The 16,601-nt window shown below is 66.3% G+C and carries 11 protein-coding genes; 5 read left to right on the plus strand and 6 right to left on the minus strand.

Going from position 1 to position 16,601, the window contains the following annotated elements; genetic code table 11:
• Positions 1 to 83: 83 nt before the first annotated feature.
• Positions 84 to 1,322: a DUF2235 domain-containing protein gene (locus LL06_RS13800; protein ID WP_035527812.1), complete on the minus strand. Its 1,239-nt coding sequence runs from the start codon at positions 1,320 to 1,322 to the stop codon at positions 84 to 86.
• Positions 1,323 to 1,637: 315 nt separating this feature from the next.
• Here LL06_RS13800 and LL06_RS13805 point away from each other — a divergent pair, with 315 nt between their 5' ends.
• Positions 1,638 to 2,408 carry a type I restriction enzyme HsdR N-terminal domain-containing protein gene (locus tag LL06_RS13805; RefSeq protein ID WP_035527815.1) on the plus strand — a complete coding sequence of 257 codons (771 nt, stop codon included), beginning with the start codon at positions 1,638 to 1,640 and terminating at the stop codon, positions 2,406 to 2,408.
• Positions 2,409 to 2,699: 291 nt separating this feature from the next.
• Here the strand turns inward: LL06_RS13805 and LL06_RS13810 are convergent, their stop codons facing one another.
• The 4 genes from LL06_RS13810 to LL06_RS13825 form a co-directional block, all read right to left on the minus strand.
• Positions 2,700 to 2,978, minus strand: a complete 279-nt coding sequence (locus LL06_RS13810; RefSeq protein WP_035527817.1) for a type II toxin-antitoxin system HicB family antitoxin — start codon at positions 2,976 to 2,978, stop codon at positions 2,700 to 2,702.
• Between the two features lie 4 nt (positions 2,979 to 2,982).
• On the minus strand, positions 2,983 to 3,177 hold the full coding sequence (locus LL06_RS13815) for a type II toxin-antitoxin system HicA family toxin (RefSeq protein ID WP_035527820.1): 195 nt from the start codon (positions 3,175 to 3,177) through the stop codon (positions 2,983 to 2,985).
• A gap of 10 nt (positions 3,178 to 3,187) precedes the next feature.
• Positions 3,188 to 6,679: a carbamoyl-phosphate synthase large subunit gene (gene carB, locus LL06_RS13820; RefSeq protein ID WP_035527823.1), complete on the minus strand. Its 3,492-nt coding sequence runs from the start codon at positions 6,677 to 6,679 to the stop codon at positions 3,188 to 3,190.
• A 492-nt stretch (positions 6,680 to 7,171) separates the two neighbouring features.
• Positions 7,172 to 7,543 carry a hypothetical protein gene (locus LL06_RS13825; RefSeq protein ID WP_244447134.1) on the minus strand — a complete coding sequence of 124 codons (372 nt, stop codon included), beginning with the start codon at positions 7,541 to 7,543 and terminating at the stop codon, positions 7,172 to 7,174.
• Positions 7,544 to 7,796: 253 nt separating this feature from the next.
• Between LL06_RS13825 and LL06_RS13830 the strand changes: the two genes are divergently transcribed.
• The 3 genes from LL06_RS13830 to LL06_RS13840 all read left to right on the plus strand — a co-directional run bounded on the left by LL06_RS13830 (position 7,797) and on the right by LL06_RS13840 (position 13,486).
• Positions 7,797 to 8,708, plus strand: coding sequence for a neutral zinc metallopeptidase (locus tag LL06_RS13830; RefSeq protein ID WP_035527826.1), 912 nt, complete (start codon positions 7,797 to 7,799; stop codon positions 8,706 to 8,708).
• Positions 8,709 to 9,016: 308 nt separating this feature from the next.
• The gene (locus tag LL06_RS13835) at positions 9,017 to 10,963 is read left to right on the plus strand and encodes a methyl-accepting chemotaxis protein (protein WP_035527829.1); all 1,947 of its coding nucleotides are present in this window, start codon (positions 9,017 to 9,019) and stop codon (positions 10,961 to 10,963) included.
• Between the two features lie 327 nt (positions 10,964 to 11,290).
• Positions 11,291 to 13,486, plus strand: a complete 2,196-nt coding sequence (locus LL06_RS13840) for a methyl-accepting chemotaxis protein (protein WP_081963964.1) — start codon at positions 11,291 to 11,293, stop codon at positions 13,484 to 13,486.
• A gap of 38 nt (positions 13,487 to 13,524) precedes the next feature.
• Here LL06_RS13840 and LL06_RS13845 read toward each other — a convergent pair whose 3' ends face one another.
• Positions 13,525 to 14,835, minus strand: coding sequence for a mechanosensitive ion channel domain-containing protein (locus LL06_RS13845; RefSeq protein WP_052161569.1), 1,311 nt, complete (start codon positions 14,833 to 14,835; stop codon positions 13,525 to 13,527).
• Between the two features lie 250 nt (positions 14,836 to 15,085).
• Here LL06_RS13845 and LL06_RS13850 point away from each other — a divergent pair, with 250 nt between their 5' ends.
• On the plus strand, positions 15,086 to 16,471 hold the full coding sequence (locus LL06_RS13850; protein ID WP_035527832.1) for an MATE family efflux transporter: 1,386 nt from the start codon (positions 15,086 to 15,088) through the stop codon (positions 16,469 to 16,471).
• Positions 16,472 to 16,601: the final 130 nt, after the last annotated feature.

Here is a 16,601-nt window from a genome sequence, read left to right on the forward strand (position 1 = left end):
CCCCCTCTGTCGGCTACGCCGACATCTCCCCCGCAAGGGGGGAGATCAGGTCCAGTGCGTAGCGGGCTTCGTTCAGGCCACCCTCACGCCCCGGGCGCCCGCGTCCTTGCCACCTCGTACCGCGCCGGCAGGTTCGGCGGCCGGTAGTCGGGCCGCTGTTCCAGCCGCTCGATCACGGCTGCGTGCAGCCGGGCGCCCTCGGGCACGCGGCGGTAATCGAACACCGGCCAGTAGATCCGGCCGATCTGCAACTGCCGCAGCAACGAGGTCTTCGGCACCTTGCGGGGCAGGAATTCGACCAGGCCCCAGCCGAAATTCATGGAATTGTTGATGTCGGCCAGCGGGTCGGGCGCGCCGTAGGATTTTTGGCGCCCGGCAGCCTCGTCACGGGCGAGGCCCGGGTCCGGTTCGAGGGCTCGCTCCGCCTCGGCCGGCGCGCCGTGGGTGAGAAGCGCGAACACCTCCTCGTTGCCGTGAACGCCCGCGGCGACGGCCTCGCGGTAGAGCCATTCGAACGGAATCTTGGCGAGCCCGCTCTTCGCGTCCGGATGGCCGCCGCCGACATCGCCGTGGCAGCCCGCAAACCAGACCTCCTCGAAATCCTGCGGGATGGTGACGAAGCGGCGGGCGTCGGCCGACCAGTATTCGTAGCGCTGCCCCGGCTCCCACAGCGAGGGCTGGAAATAGGTGCGCCGCTCGTCGATCGCCAGCGCCTGGCGGACGACCCGGATCCGGTCGTTCTCGTTGGTGTAGGCCTTCTGCGTCGTCGTCAGCCAGGGGAAGCCGGCCTTCGCGTCGAACACCGAGGCCACCGTGTCCCACAGGCCGAGGAACTCGATGCGCACGCCCGCGCCGCCGAGCACCTTCTGGAAATGGCCGATCTCGGACGAAAAATCCCTGCTCCCGGGCTGGCCGAGCCGCGCATAGGCCCGCCAGGCATAGCGCATGAGATGCACCTGCTCCGGCCGCACCAGCCCGAAGATGCGGAGGAAACCCGCCAGCAGCCGCGCGGTGTAGGCGCCGCGGGAGAAGCCGACGATATGGATGCGGTCGCCGAATGCGTGGGTGTCGACGAGAAACCGGTAGGCCTCCATCACATTGTCTTCAATGCCCGCGCCGGTGGCGAGCCCCAGCACGATGCGCAGCTTCGACGTCCACCGCTGCCACCAGCCGCTCAATCCGAAGGTGCCGACGCCGGGCTGGTAGAACACCAACTGCCGCTTCGACCGCTCGAGGCTGCCATAGAGCCTCAACACATTGGTCCGGTCGCCCGAAATCTGGTTCGACGTGCCGTCCAGCAGGATGACGATGTTCCTGGGCATCGAAGGACCCTCCACCGCGGCAAGGATACGCGAGAAGCGGGGAGGCGGCAATCAGAGGGGGAGGAGCGGGTGATCCGGCGAGCGCGTATTTTCGGTCCGTCCGCAAACACACGCGTTCTCACCTTGCAATATCGGCGTCATCCATCGTCCCCACCGTCGTCATCCTCGGGCCCGGGGCAGATCGGCGCGGTTGTGGGCTGGGAGCCGCATTCTGTCCTCCCCTCCGCGGAAGCGCGGGTGATGGCGACATATGCAATTTATCCTTGCGGACTCCTGTCTGGTTTGGTCAACTGCCGGAGGGATGGGGAGGAAACAATGGCAAAATTACCGAAAAAATTCACCGATCGGGTCGGGACGCACCTCAGAAAATACCAGAAAATCACATCCGCCCAGCAGAAAGCTGATGTCGCCGAGGCCGATACCGTAACGTTGGTGAAGGATATATTGTCCGATGTCTTCGGCTATGACAAATATGAAGAACTGACGTCAGAACATCAGATCAAATCAACCTATTGCGATCTTGCCATAAAGATCGGCGGCAAGCTGCGACTTCTGGTCGAAGTCAAATCGGCCGGCGCCAGCCTCGCCGACAATCATCTCAGGCAGGTTATCGATTACGGCGCGCATCAGGGCATTCACTGGGTGATCCTGACCAATGCGGTGGAATGGCGCCTCGTGCGCATCTATGTCGCCAACCAGATCAGCCACGAGGAAGTCTGCCGGTTCGATTTGGCCGACCTGAGCGCGCGGAAAGAGGAGCACCTGGAGCAGTTGTTCCTGCTGGCCAAGGAAGGCCTGGTCATGGACGCGATGGATGCTTTCCATCAGCAGGCTCAGTTGCTCAACAAGTTTACGCTGGCAGCAATTCTCCGCTCCGAGCCGGTCGTGAACATCGTCCGTCGCGAATTCCGCCGCCTGTTCCCGGATATCAAGGTCGGCAACGAAGTTCTGGCGGTGTTGATCGAGAACGAGGTGATCAAGCGCGATACGCTGGAGGGCGACAAGGCCAAGGAGGCGGTCGCAAGGATCAAGAAGGCGAACGGAAAGCTTGAGCGGGCGAAGAAGAAGCTCGCCGAAGTCCTGTGACGCCGTTGGCCGGGTCTTGGCGGTAGACCGGGGGAAGGTTGGTGGGCTTCGCGGCGGCGGCCAGGAAATTGGTCGGGAGGCCCATCCGGCCCGTCCCCTCCTCCCACTTGAGGGAAGGGGCCAGGGGTGGAGGTATCCGCCGGACTTGATCCGGCATCCAGCGGCGAGCGTCCGCGAGCCGGAAGACTCTGTCTGCAGGTGCCGAAGGAGTCACGCACCCCGCGGACGCGCGGTGGCTGGACCCCGGATCAAGTCCGGGGTGACGGAGGCTCGGTTAGCACGTCGCTTCCCTCACGCTGCGTCGGCAACCGCCGGCGCCGGCGTGACGGCGGCGACCACCGCGTCAGCGGAGTGCTCCAGAAACTCCGGATCGCGCCGTAGGGTGTCGAGCGTCCGCGGCGTTGGAAGCGCGCCTCTCCAGTCCTCGAAGACAAAGCCGAGGGCCACGCCTGCCTCGCGCATCGCTTCGTCGAGCGTGTCGGCCACGACCGTCACACCGGGCACATCCGGGAACGAGATGCCGTAGCCGCTCTCCGGCTCCTTGTGGATGAGGGCGATGTAGTAAGCCATGGTGTCAATCCTTGGGCCAGCGAGCCTGCAAGTAGATCGAGCGCACGGTTCCAACCGGAATATCCTTGCGCGGATGCGTGACAATCACAATTCTGCCGTCAGACGGATGCCGGAACTTGTGGTGCGAACCCCGGGTCGAGATCAGCACGAAACCATCAGACGTCAATCGTTTGATGATATCGCGGCTGTCTCGCAGCATCAACTCATCCTCACGCCGCCGGAAAGTAACTCTGCAGCGGATGCACCTCGAGGTTCCCGGCCTTGAGCGCCGAGATCGCCTGGGCGGCCGAGAGGCTGCCGGCCATGGTGGTGAAGTAGGGGACCTTCTGCATCAGCGCGGCGCGGCGGAGGGACTTGGAGTCCGAGATGGTCTTGGCGCCCTCGGTGGTGTTGATCACCAGGTGCACCTGGCGGTTCCTAATCGCGTCCTCGATGTGCGGACGGCCTTCGAGCACCTTGTTGACCTGCTCGACCTCGAAGCCCTTGGCCTTGAGGAAATCGGCGGTGCCGGAGGTGGCCATCACCCTGAAGCCGTTCTCGGTGAGGATGCGGATCGCCTCGACGACGCGCGGCTTGTCCTCGTCGCGCACGGAGACGAACACCGTGCCCGAGCGCGGCAGGTCGACGCCGGCGCCGAGCTGCGCCTTGGCGAAGGCCAGCGCATAGTCGCGGTCAAGCCCCATCACCTCGCCGGTCGAGCGCATCTCGGGGCCGAGCAGCGTGTCGACGCCGGGGAATTTTGCAAAGGGGAAGACGGCTTCCTTCACCGCGATGTGGGTCAGCGTGCGGTGGTTGGGCACCTCGCCGTAAGCCGCGAAGGCGTCGGCCAGGCTCTCGCCGGTCATGATCCGCGCCGCCACCTTGGCGATCGGCGAGCCCACGGTCTTGGCGACGAAGGGCACCGTGCGCGAGGCGCGCGGATTGACCTCGAGCACATAGATCACGTCGTCCTTGATGGCGAACTGGACGTTCATCAGCCCGCCGACATTGAGCGCGCGGGCAAGCGCGATGGTCTGGGTCTCGAGCCGGTCGACCATTTCCGCCGACAGCGTGTGGACCGGCAGCGAGCAGGCCGAATCGCCTGAATGGATGCCCGCCTCCTCGATATGCTCCATGATGCCGGTGACATTGACGGATGTGCCGTCGCAGAGGCAGTCGACGTCCACCTCGATGGCGTTGGTGAGGTAGCTGTCAAACAGAAGCGGGTTGGTGCCCAGAAGCGTGTTGATCTGGCCGGTCTTGTCGTTCGGGTAGCGCGCCTTGATGTCCTCGGGGACGAGTTCCGGCACGGTGCCGAGCAGATAGTTCGACAGGTTGGTCTCGTCGCGGATGATCTGCATGGCGCGGCCGCCGAGCACGTAGGACGGGCGGACCACTAAGGGAAAGCCGATCTCGGCCGCCACCAGCCGCGACTGCTCGACCGAATAGGCGATGCCGTTGTTGGGCTGGATCAGGTCGAGCTTGTGCAGGAGCTTCTGGAACCGGTCGCGGTCCTCGGCGAGGTCGATCATGTCGGGCGCGGTGCCGAGGATCGGGATGCCGGCCTTTTCCAGCGCATCGGCAAGCTTCAAGGGCGTCTGGCCGCCGAACTGGACGATCACGCCCTTCAGCGTACCGGCCTCCTGCTCCTTGGTCAGGATCTCGAGCACGTCCTCGTCGGTCAGCGGCTCGAAATAGAGCCGGTCGGAGGTGTCGTAGTCGGTGGACACGGTCTCCGGGTTGCAGTTGACCATGATCGCCTCGTAGCCCGCGTCCTTCAAGGCAAAGGCGGCGTGGCAGCAGCAATAGTCGAACTCGATGCCCTGGCCGATGCGGTTGGGACCGCCGCCGAGGATCACCACCTTCTGGCGATCCGAGACCCGCGCCTCGCAAGCGGGGGCGCCCGCGAACGGCGCCTCGTAGGTCGAGTACATATAGGCGGTGGGCGAGGCGAATTCGGCCGCGCAGGTGTCGATGCGCTTGTAGACGGGGCGCACGCCCAGCGCATGCCGCGCCTTGGCCACCTCGTTGCTGCGCTTGCCGGTGAGCGAGGCGAGACGGGCGTCGGAGAAACCCATGGATTTCACCAGACGCAGGTTCTCGGCGTCGGTGGGGATGCCATGGGCGCGGATCCGGGCTTCCATGGTGATGATCTCGCCGATCTGGGCCAGGAACCACGGGTCGATCTTGCAGATGGCGTGCACGTCCTCGGCGCTCATGCCGAGCCGCAGCGCCTGCGCCACCATCCTGAGCCGGTCGGGCGTCGGCGTGCCGATGGCGGCGCGGATGGCGTTCTCGTCGTCGCCTTCGCCGAGGCCCGGGATCTCGATCTCGTCGAGGCCGGTGAGGCCGGTCTCGAGGCCCCTGAGCGCCTTCTGCAGGCTTTCGGCGAAGGTGCGGCCGATCGCCATCACCTCGCCCACCGATTTCATCGCGGTGGTGAGCAACGGTTCGGCGCCGGGGAATTTCTCGAAGGCGAAGCGCGGGATCTTGGTGACCACGTAGTCGATCGACGGCTCGAACGAGGCAGGCGTCGCGCCGTGGGTGATGTCGTTCTCGAGCTCGTCGAGCGTGTAGCCGACGGCGAGCTTGGCGGCGACCTTGGCGATCGGGAAGCCGGTGGCCTTCGAGGCGAGCGCCGACGAGCGCGAGACGCGCGGGTTCATCTCGATCACCACCAGGCGGCCGTCGGCCGGGTTGACGGCGAACTGCACGTTGGAGCCGCCGGTCTCGACCCCGATCTCGCGCAGCACCGCGAGCGAGGCGTTGCGCATGATCTGGTATTCCTTGTCGGTCAAGGTCAGCGCCGGGGCGACGGTGATCGAGTCCCCGGTGTGCACGCCCATCGGGTCGATGTTCTCGATCGAGCAGATGATGATGCAGTTGTCGGCGGTGTCGCGCACCACCTCCATCTCGTATTCCTTCCAGCCCAGCACCGATTCCTCGATCAGCACCTCGGTGGTGGGCGAGGCGTCGAGGCCGTTCTCGATGATGTCGAAGAATTCCGAGCGGTTGTAGGCGATGCCGCCGCCGGTGCCGCCCATGGTGAAGGAGGGGCGGATGATGGCGGGCAGGCCGATCTGGTCGAGCGCGGTGGCGGCCTGCGCCATGGCGTGGCTCATGTAGCGCTGCTTGCGGTCGGATTCGCCGAGGTTCCAGCTGTTTTCCAGCGCGTCGAGCGCCGCGTCGAGCTCGTCGCCCGTCAGAAGCTCGCGCAATTTCCGGCGTTCGCCCTCGTGCAGCTTGCGGTCGGTGTCCTTGATCTCGGTGGCGTTGGCAAGAAACGAGCGCGGCGTCTCGAGCCCGATGCGGGCCATCGCCTCGCGGAACAGCGCCCGGTCCTCGGCCATGTCGATGGCTTCAGGCTTGGCGCCGATCATCTCGACATTGTAGCGCTCGAGCACGCCCATGCGCTTCAAGGACAGAGCGGTGTTGAGCGCGGTCTGGCCGCCCATGGTCGGCAGCAGCGCGTCGGGGCGTTCCCGCGCGATGATCTTGGCCACCACTTCCGGCGTGATCGGCTCGATATAGGTGGCGTCGGCCAGGCCCGGGTCGGTCATGATGGTGGCGGGGTTGGAATTGACCAGGATCACCCGGTAGCCTTCCTCCTTCAGCGCCTTGACCGCCTGCGTGCCGGAATAGTCGAACTCGCAGGCCTGCCCGATGACAATCGGTCCCGCACCGATGATGAGGATCGACTTGATATCGGTGCGTTTTGGCATGGTCCGGGTCCCTGTTGCGCAGGCTTCGCGCAAAAACTCCCCCGTCGGACTTCAACCACTCGGGAGACGCCATGCGCGAAATGTGAGGCTAGACGCGGCTTATAGGGAAATGGGTGACGCGAGGGAACCCCCAAAGGGGGATTGTTCAGCGGAAAGTGGGGTGGGATCGCCAGACTGGAACCCTTTGTCCGCTTGCCCGCTGGCACCGCCGTCATCCCGGCCCCCGAAGGCTCTCCCTACCTCCCCCTTGAGGGGAGGTCGGAGAGGCAAGGCGGACGCGGAGCGACCGGCGTAGCTGATCCGGGTGGGGGTATGGGCGCGAGGCGGCTTGATTGACCCCCACCCGGCTCTGTCGCGCTTCTCGCGCGCCAATCACCGACCTCCCCTCAAGGGGGAGGTCGGTGTCAGCCTGCACCACCGCGCTCCAAGCTTCCAGCATCCAACTGTGATTGGCCGGCAGGATGCAGCCCCCCGCGCCGGCGCCTGAAGCCGTTACTCGCCCTGCCGCGCCTTCAGATCCATCAGCCATTCCACCACATCCGCCTTCTCGTGGTCGAACAGGCGGAAGGTGGTCATGGGGAAATGGTCGGCTTCCAGGAACGCTTCGAACCAGGCGCGGTCGCGGCCGGGGACGGCGACGATGTCCTCATAGGGCGGCGCCATGTCGGCGGTCAGCTCCTCGCCCTCGCGCACATGGCAGTCGCGGCACCATTCATTGACCACGCGCTCCCCGCGCTTGACCGCCGCCTTGGCGGCGAGCGCCGGCGAGGCCGCGAGCGCCAGGCTCGCGGCGGCAAGCGCCAGGGCGGCCGCGGTCCCGCCGAGACGCACGATGCGGCCTGTCCGATGGACGTCCATGCTCATGTCTCCCTCCCCTGTGCGGGCGCCTTGAGGCTCCCGGATCGGCCTCTGCCTCAAAATGAGCCAGATCCTGAGGTCTTTGCAAGAGCATGCCAAGCATGAGTCGGGCTGGACCCCGGCGGAGCCCCAGGGCGCCGGCCTGGCGGGAAGAATTAAGCGTACGGGCCCGCATGCGCAATTGACCCGTACCGCGGAATGTTGAAACTGGCGAACTGCGGCAGCGCGCGTCGGCCGGGATCGTCAGGAGAGACAGAGCATGGACTGGAAGGGCCGTCGCCAGAGCGACAATATCGAGGATCGCCGCGGCACCGGCGCCCGTGGAGGCAATCCCTTCGGGCGTGGCGGCATGCGGCTGCCGTCGGGCGGCATGCGCGCCTCGGGGCTGAGCTTCAAGACCATCCTGATCCTCGGCGTGATCTTTCTCGTCCTCAAGCTCATCGGCATCGACCCCCTGCAGATGCTCGGCGCCGATCCCGGCGCGGTGACCGGACAGCCTTCGGCCTCCGGCAGCCAGATTTCGGAGACCCGCCGGGACGAGATGACGCAGTTCGTCGCCACCGTGCTGGCCGAGACCGAGGACGTCTGGAACGGCATCATGAAGGCGCAGGGCATGGAGTATCCGGAACCCACGCTGGTGCTGTTTTCCGGCGCGGTGAGTTCGGCCTGCGGCAATGCCAGCGCCGCCTCCGGTCCGTTCTACTGCCCGGGCGACCAGAAGCTCTATATCGACCTCAGCTTCTATGACGAGCTGTCGCAGCGCTTCAAGGCGTCGGGCGATTTCGCCCAGGCCTATGTGCTGGCCCACGAGGTCGGCCACCATGTCCAGAACCTGATCGGGGTGCTGCCGAAATTCAACCAGATGCGCCAGTCGATGACCCAGGCCGAAGAGAACCAGATGTCGATCCGGGTCGAGCTGCAGGCCGATTGCTTCGCCGGGATCTGGGGCCACTACACCGCGCAGAAGGGCATTCTCGAAAGCGGCGACCTGGAGGAGGCCCTGAACGCCGCCCAGCAGATCGGCGACGACACGCTGCAGCGGCGCACCCAGGGCTATGTGGTGCCCGAGAGCTTCAATCACGGCACCTCGGCGCAGCGCAAGGAATGGTTCGCCCGCGGCTTCGATTCGGGCCGGCTCGCGGCCTGCGACACGTTCAACAATCCGGTGTAGCCCGCGAGGCGGGCCAACGCCGGCGTGCATTCCGCTGGGCAAAGAGGCGATGCCCGGCGAAATTCGCCGCCATTCCGGCAGGAAATGATCGAAAATGACTGCCGTAGCGGTCACCCGGTCGGTTTTGGCCTGCGCATTTTAAGCCAATTTTAAACCAGTCATAACTAAGGTCCGGGCATGGGCCGGGATGAACCTAGGGTCCGACTTTCTCCCATTGTGTGCATTGGCTGGACAGGATTCCAGAAGCAATGGGATTCGACTTGACGCATGAGGCTGCGAGTCCAGACGACCGCTAGGACGGATCTTCTATGCAGTTTAACAAATTCAAGGTCGGGGCCAAGTTCGCCGCCACCTTCGCCTTGCTTATCAGCCTGTTCCTGGCCGTGGCCGGAACGACGTTTTTCAGTTTGCGTACAATCGAGTCCGCCAGCACCTGGAACACCCATACCTACGATGTTCTCGGTCACTCCGACACCTTGTTGCTCTCCGTCGTCAACCAGGAGACCGGGGTGAGGGGATATCTCGTTTCGGCGGACGAGGCCTTTCTCGAGCCCTATACCGGCGGCGCCGCCCAGTTCGATGAGTCGATGAAGACATTGCTGGATCTCACCTCGGACAATGCCGAGCAGCAGTCCCGACTGAAGCGGATCCAGGAGCTGAACCTGCAGTGGCGGACCACCATCGCCGAGCGCGAAATCGCGCTGATGAAGGATCCCGCCACCATGGAAGAGGCGCGCGCTCTGGAAAGCTCGGGCGCTGGCAAGGGCCTGATGGACGAGTTGCGTGCGGCGCATGCCGAGTTCGAAACGGCCGAAAGCGCCCTGCTCGGAACGCGCGGCGCCATGCGGGCCAATGCGATCAGCTTTTCCAAGACAGCCATCCTGGTCGGCATCGCCGCCATTCTGGTTCTAGGATCGCTTCTCGCCTATTTGCTCACCCGCCACATCGGCGGCGCCGTCTCCTCGCTCACCCGCGTCATGGCGACGCTCGCCTCCGGCAAGAACGATGTCGAGATCCCCTACCGCGACCGCGGCGACGAGATCGGCGAAATCGCCAAGACCATCGTCGTGTTCCGCGATGCGGCCATCGACAAGGAGCGCATCGAGCGCGAAAGCGACGCGAACCGCAGCCTGAGCGAAAGGGAGCGCGCCGAGCGCGAAGCCGCCAAGGCCGCGGAGGCCCAGAGCCTCGCCACCGCGATCGATGCGCTGGCCAGCGGCCTGAAGCATCTCTCCGACGGCAACCTGACGGTGCGCCTCGACACGCCGTTCGCAGGCGATCTCGATCGCCTGAGGACCGACTTCAACAGCTCGGTCGAAAAGCTCGCCGAGACGCTGTCGGACGTGAAGGTCAACATCGACACGATCCATGCCAATGCCGGCGAAATGCGCTCGGCGGTGGAAGACCTGTCGCGCCGCACCGAGCAGCAGGCGGCCGCGCTCGAGGAGACCTCGGCCTCGCTCGAGGAAATCACCGCCACGGTGAAGAGCTCCTCCGAACGGGCGCAGGAAGCCAGCGACAAGGCGTCGGAGGCGAACAGGGCCGGCAAGGATTCGGCCGTGGTCGTCGCCGATGCCGTCGGCGCCATGAGCCGCATCCAGAGCGCCTCGGGCGAGATCGCCAAGATCATCGGCGTGATCGACGAGATCGCCTTCCAGACCAACCTTCTGGCCCTCAACGCCGGGGTCGAGGCGGCGCGCGCCGGCGAAGCGGGCCGCGGCTTTGCCGTGGTCGCCCAGGAAGTGCGCGAACTGGCGCAACGCTCGGCCACGGCGGCCAAGGAGATCAAGGACCTGATCAGCAAGTCGAGCTCCGAGGTCGAAAACGGCGTCGGCCTGGTCAAGGCCACCGGCGAGGCGCTGAGCAAGATCGCCGCCCATGTCGTCGACATCAATTCGCACATCGAATCGATCGCGACGGCGGCGCGCGAACAGGCGACCGGGCTGCAGGAGGTCAACTCCGCCGTCAGCCAGATGGACCAGGTGACCCAGCAGAACGCGGCCATGGTGGAAGAGACCACCGCGGTCACGCATCGCCTGGCGAGCGAGGCCGACGGGCTGAGCATGCTGGTGTCGCGCTTCGTCACCGACAGATCGTCGGACGCGGTGCGACAGACCTCCAGGACCGCGCCCGTGGCTGCCGGATCGGGCTCGACCTCGCGGCCGTCGCCGGCCAAGGCGATGGTCAACAAGGTGCGCCAGGCCTTCGCCACGCAGGGATCGGCCGCGGTCGACCAGGAATGGTCGGAATTCTGATCCCTCGCAGGGATCTTCGCCGGGAAAGACGGCCGGGAGCCCCAGGGCTCCCGGCTTTTTGCATTCGCCCCTTCCGTCGCCCGCGCGCCCGCCGCCGCCGGCAAGCGCCGGATGGTTTCCCAGGGGCGAAGTCCGTCGCCGGGACGAGTGCGGCGCCCTCCCGCCCCGCCAATCCTTGCCGTGCCCGTTTAAGGGTTCGTAAAGCGGATGAATGAGATTGCTGACTGGAAAGTCCGGGACAACCGGACCCATCTGGTTCCGGCATGATGCCCGTATTTTGGACCCATCAAGGGTCTCGCGCCGCCAGGGCTCACTCGGGTATCCATCATGACACTGAAGACACGGATTTTCCTTCTCGCACCCCTGGCCATACTCGGCATGCTGGTGGTGGGGTCGATCTTCTATTTCGGCAACACGGTGGAGCAGAAATACCGCGCCGACCTCACCCGGATCGAGGGCCTTTACGGCCTCGAGCGCGACATCGAGACCTCGCTCCTGCAGGCCCGGCGCGCCGAGAAGGATTTCCTGCTGCGCGGCAAGGAAAGCGATGTCGGCCGCCATGCGGACGTGGTGACGGCGACCGCGGCAGAGATCGAGCAGCTCCACGCGACGATGACCGACATGTTCCCCTCCGACCTCGCCGGCCAGCTCGATGCGCTGAAATCAAGGTTCGCCGATTACGTCGCGGGCTTCGAGGCGCTGGTGGCGAAGAAGCGGCTGCTCGGCCTCGACGAGGAGGACGGGCTTCAGGGTTCCCTGCGCAGCGCGGTCAAGGCCGCCGAAAGCATGATGGACACGCTTGGCCAGCCCGAGCTCAACGTCAAGATGCTGATGATGCGGCGCCACGAGAAGGATTTCATCGCCCGCGTCGACGAGAAATACGTCACCAGCCTCAACGAGCGCGTCGCCGAATTCAAGCAGTTCCCGATCAGCTATTTCGGCACCCCCGAGAACCGCGACGCCATCTTCGGTCTGATCGACGCCTACCAGGCGGATTTCCAGGTGTTCGCGACCGCGACCCTCGAGGAGCGCGGGCTGAGGGAGGACCTGTCGGCGATCTACAAGGAGATCGAGCCTGTCTTCGAGGAAATCAAGGCCTTCGTCTTCGCCCAGAGGGACGCCACGGCGGCCGAGCTCGCCACGGCGCAGGTGAGCATCTTCAGGACGGTCATCATCGTCACGCTCGCCGCGATCCTCATCATCGGCGTTGTCGCGGTGCTGGTGGCCCGCTCGGTCGGCAAGCCGCTGGCCTCCACGGTGGCGGCGCTGCAGGCGCTCGCCCGCGGCGAAAGCGGGATCGTCATCGAGGGCAAGGCCCGCAAGGACGAGATCGGCGCCATCGCCACCGCCTTCGACGCCTGCCAGGCGCTGGCGGTGGAAAAGGCGCTGCGCGAGCAGCAGGAGGCCACCGCGCGCGAAGCCGGCGAGCGGCAGCGCCGCGCCGAGGAAGCCCGCCGCGACGCCGAGCGCCAGCGCGATCTCGAAACCGCCATCGGCGCCCTGGACGCGGCCCTGGGACGGCTGGCCGAAGGCGACCTGACGGCGACGATTTCAGAGCCGTTCGCCGGGGAACTCGACAATCTGCGCACCTCGTTCAATTCCTCCGTCGAACGGCTCAGCGAGACCCTGACCGAGGTCCGGCACAACACCGACAATATTTCCGCCAATTCCCGGGAGATGCTGTCGGCGGTGCAGGAACTGTCGAGCCGCACCGAGCGCCAGGCGGCGGCGCTCGAGGAAAGTTCGGCGGCGCTCGAGCAGATCAACGCCACGGTGGCGAGTTCCTCCAACCGCGCCCAGGATGCGACACGGATGATGGCCGAGGCCAGGTCGGCCAGCGATGCCTCCGCCAAGGTTGTCGCCAACACGGTCGACGCCATGGGCAACATCAAGGACGCGTCGGGCGAGATCTCCAAGATCATCGGCGTGATCGACGAGATCGCCTTCCAGACCAACCTGCTGGCGCTCAATGCCGGGGTCGAGGCGGCCCGGGCCGGCGAGGCGGGACGCGGTTTCGCCGTGGTCGCGCAGGAGGTGCGCGAACTCGCGCAGCGCTCCGCCACCGCCGCCAAGGAGATCAAGACGCTGATCGGCAAGTCCTCGACCGCGGTCGAAAGCGGCGTCGACCTGGTCCGGGCGACCGGGGATGCGCTCGGCACCATCACCGGCCATGTCATCGACATCAACGACCACATCCGCTCGATCGCCACCGCCGCCAAGGAGCAGTCCTCCGGCCTGCAGGAAGTCAGCTCCGCCGTCAGCCAGATGGATCAGGTCACGCAGCAGAACGCGGCCATGGTCGAGGAAGCCACGGCGCTGACCCACCGCCTGACCGATGAGACCATCCAGTTGTCTTCCCTTGTCCAGCGCTTCCGGCTCGCCGGCGCGGGCGCGCGACCGGTCGGCCGCGGCGCCGCAATCCCGGCCCGGCCGTCGCCGGCCAAGGCGATGGTGCACAAGGTGCGCCAGGCCTTTGCCACGCAGGGGTCGGCCGCGGTCGAGCAGGAATGGTCGGAATTCTGAGCCTGCGCACGCCTCTGAGGCGATAGCGGCCGGGTGCCTCAGGGCTCCCGGCCGTCTGCATCCCCGTCCTCCGCTTCCGGCGCGTCGCGGCGCACCACCTCGACCGGCGTGCGCATCACGATCTCTCGGTGCGGGAAGGGGATCTTGATCCCGTTTTCCTTGAAAATGTCCCACAGCGCCAGCAGCACCTGGCCGCGCACATTGGTCAGGCCCGCCTGCGGGTCGGTGATCCAGAAGCGCAGCTTGAAATCGAGCGAGGAGGCACCGAAGCCGGTCATCCAGCACACCGGCGGCCGGTCGGTCAGCACCCGGCCGACGGAGCCCGCGGCGGTGATGGCGAGCCGCGTCACCTCGTGCGGGTCGCTGTCGTAGGAGACGCCGAAATCGACGTCGAGGCGCACCAGGCGGTCGGAGAAGGACCAGTTGACCACCTGCTGGGTGATGAAATCCTCGTTCGGGATCAGGTATTCGCGGCCGTCGCGGGTGATCACCGAGACGAAGCGGGCGCGCAGCTCGCGGATCCAGCCGAAGGTCTCGCCGAGCTCGATCGTGTCGCCCGGCTTGATCGAGCGGTCGACCAGGATGATGACGCCGGAGATGAAGTTGGACACCACCTTCTGCAGGCCGAAGCCCAGGCCGACGCCGACCGCGCCCGAGAACACCGTGAGCGCGGTGAGGTCGATGCCGGTCGAGGACAGCGCCATCATCAGCGCCACCGCGATCAGGCCGATCTTGACCACCTTGCCGGCCAGCACCTTGAAGGAGGGCGAGAGATCCTCGATCAGCGTGATGCGGGCATCGAGGAAATTGCCCAGCAGATTGGCGACCCAGAGGAAGCCGGCGGTGACGAGCGCGGTGCGCAGCACGAACAGCGCCGAGATCCGGAGGTCGCCCACCTGGAAGGCGAGCTGGTCCAGGAACGCCGCCGCCTCGGGCCTGAGGTCGAGGATGCCGAGCGCCACATAGGTGAAGATCGCCAGCGCGATCAGCCGGGCGAGCGTCTTGTTGTGGATGATCCGGCTCGACACCGCGATGGCGAGCCAGGCCGAGCCCAGCGCCAGGGCCAGCGCCAGCAGATAGGTGCGCGAGGGCCAGGTCAGCTCCAGCACCACCTGCCAGGCGAGCGCCAGGAAGGCCAGGAAGATCACCCAGTTGATGCGGCGCATGAAGGCGATGATCACCCTGAGCAGGCCGGGCTTGCCCTTGATCGCCCGGGCGCGCGCGTCGAGCCAGGGCTCGAGCCGGAGCGAGATCAGCCAGGCCGCGAGATAGCAGCCGGCCAGGATGGCGATCTGGTAATAGGTCCAGGGCTGGGCGAAATAGGACGCGGCGTCATCGAACAGCGCCATCAGGCTTTGCGTCAGGCGGGGCAGGTCGATGGTTTCCATCCGGCCATTATGCGGGGGAAGCAGCGCTTTGAGAAGCGCTGATATGGGGCCTTCACCGGGCCGACGGCGGCGGGCGCCCGCGGGCGCGCCATGGCATTTGCGGCACACCGGCGGCCGCGTTTCCGCCCGCGCGCCTGGCCGCCGCACGGGGAGCCTTGCCAGCCTTGCGGCGGGGAGGCATAAGCGCCTCTCCAGTCACGGGATCGGGCCAATGGGCATTACACTGACGGCGACACGGGACGGCCAGAGCTGGGGCGCGCATGTGCGCGCCACGCTGGCGCTCGGCCTGCCGCTGGTCGGCACCCAGATCGCCCAGATCGCCATGACCACCACCGACGTGATCATGCTCGGATGGTACGGCACCGCGGAGCTGGCGGCCACCGTGCTCGGCTCGCAGGCCTTCTTCATCGTCTATATTTTCGGTGTCGGCTTCGCCAGCGCCATCCTGCCGCTCGCCGCCCAGGCGGAGGGCCGCAACGACCCCACCCATGTGCGCCGTTCGGTGCGGATGGGGATGTGGATCCTGCTCCTCTACGCCGTCCTGGTGATGCCGATCCTGTGGCAGCTCGAGCCGATCCTGATCGCGCTCGGCCAGAAGCCGGAGCTCGCGGCGCTCGCCAGCGATTACATCCGCATCGTGCAATGGGGCATGTTCCCGGCGCTGATGATGATGGCGCTGAGATCCTTCTTCGCCGCGCGCTCGCGGGCGGGCATCGTGCTGTGGTCGGCGCTGGCCGGCACGCTGATCAACGGCGTGCTCAATTATGCGCTGATCTTCGGCCAGTTCGGCGCGCCGGAATTGGGCGTGCGCGGCGCCGCCATCGCCACGGTGGCGAGCTCCACGGCGATCTTCGCGATCATGGCCGGCTGGGCCGTGCTGCACCCGCTCCACCGCGACTACCGGGTGTTCCAGCGCTTCTGGCGGCCGGAATGGCCGGCCTTCTTCGAAGTGTTCCGGCTGGGCGTGCCGATCGGCTTCACGATCCTCGCCGAAGTCGGGCTGTTCATGGCGGCGTCCTTGATGATGGGCTGGCTCGGCACCGTCTCGCTCGCCGCCCACGGCATCGCCATCCAGCTCGCCTCGATCAGCTTCATGATCCCGCTCGGCCTGTCGCACGCCGCCACGGTGCGCGTCGGCCAGGCCTATGGCCGCGGCGACATGGAGGGGCTGGCGCGCGCCGCGCACACGGTGATGGGCCTGTCGGTGGTGATCTCGTTCGCCGCGGCCAGCCTGTTCTGGCTGGTCCCGGAAGCGCTGGTCGGCCTGTTCGTCGACGACGCCAATGTCGATGCGGCGGAACTGATCGCGGTCGCGGTGCCGCTGCTCATGGTCGCCGCCGCCTTCCAGCTTGTCGACGCCATCCAGGTGGTGGGCTCGGGCCTGCTGCGCGGCATCAAGGACACGCGCATCCCGATGGTCATCGCCGTGATCAGCTACTGGCCCATCGGCCTGTCCGCCGCCTATGGCCTCGGCTTCGGCCTGGGCTGGGGCGGCCCCGGCATCTGGGCCGGCCTGGCGCTCGGGCTGGGCGTGGCGGCGCTGCTGTTGAACCTGCGGTTTGCGAACCGGCACCTGTTTCTGGATGTGAAGGGGTAGGGCGGGGGCCCGCCCGTGGTCGCCGGATGCGATCCCGGGGCCGGTCGGCGGACCACTTTCCCGCGCCTCGCGGCCGGAAAACGGTCCGCTGCCTGACGTCGCCTCGGCTCCAAGATCCGGGAATCACAGG

Origin of the sequence: Hoeflea sp. BAL378 (assembly GCF_000759435.1) — a bacterium.
Lineage (GTDB): Bacteria > Pseudomonadota > Alphaproteobacteria > Rhizobiales > Rhizobiaceae > Hoeflea.

What these genes read in the sequence shown, in the direction of transcription:
- LL06_RS13800 (WP_035527812.1), bottom strand. Translation starts at nt 1,322, where the DNA reads ATGCCCAGGAACATCGTCATCCTGCTGGACGGCACGTCGAACCAGATT.
- LL06_RS13805 (WP_035527815.1), top strand. Translation starts at nt 1,638, where the DNA reads ATGGCAAAATTACCGAAAAAATTCACCGATCGGGTCGGGACGCACCTC.
- LL06_RS13810 (WP_035527817.1), bottom strand. Translation starts at nt 2,978, where the DNA reads ATGGCTTACTACATCGCCCTCATCCACAAGGAGCCGGAGAGCGGCTAC.
- LL06_RS13815 (WP_035527820.1), bottom strand. Translation starts at nt 3,177, where the DNA reads ATGCTGCGAGACAGCCGCGATATCATCAAACGATTGACGTCTGATGGT.
- carB (WP_035527823.1), bottom strand. Translation starts at nt 6,679, where the DNA reads ATGCCAAAACGCACCGATATCAAGTCGATCCTCATCATCGGTGCGGGA.
- LL06_RS13825 (WP_244447134.1), bottom strand. Translation starts at nt 7,543, where the DNA reads ATGAGCATGGACGTCCATCGGACAGGCCGCATCGTGCGTCTCGGCGGG.
- LL06_RS13830 (WP_035527826.1), top strand. Translation starts at nt 7,797, where the DNA reads ATGGACTGGAAGGGCCGTCGCCAGAGCGACAATATCGAGGATCGCCGC.
- LL06_RS13835 (WP_035527829.1), top strand. Translation starts at nt 9,017, where the DNA reads ATGCAGTTTAACAAATTCAAGGTCGGGGCCAAGTTCGCCGCCACCTTC.
- LL06_RS13840 (WP_081963964.1), top strand. Translation starts at nt 11,291, where the DNA reads ATGACACTGAAGACACGGATTTTCCTTCTCGCACCCCTGGCCATACTC.
- LL06_RS13845 (WP_052161569.1), bottom strand. Translation starts at nt 14,835, where the DNA reads ATGGCGCTGTTCGATGACGCCGCGTCCTATTTCGCCCAGCCCTGGACC.
- LL06_RS13850 (WP_035527832.1), top strand. Translation starts at nt 15,086, where the DNA reads ATGGGCATTACACTGACGGCGACACGGGACGGCCAGAGCTGGGGCGCG.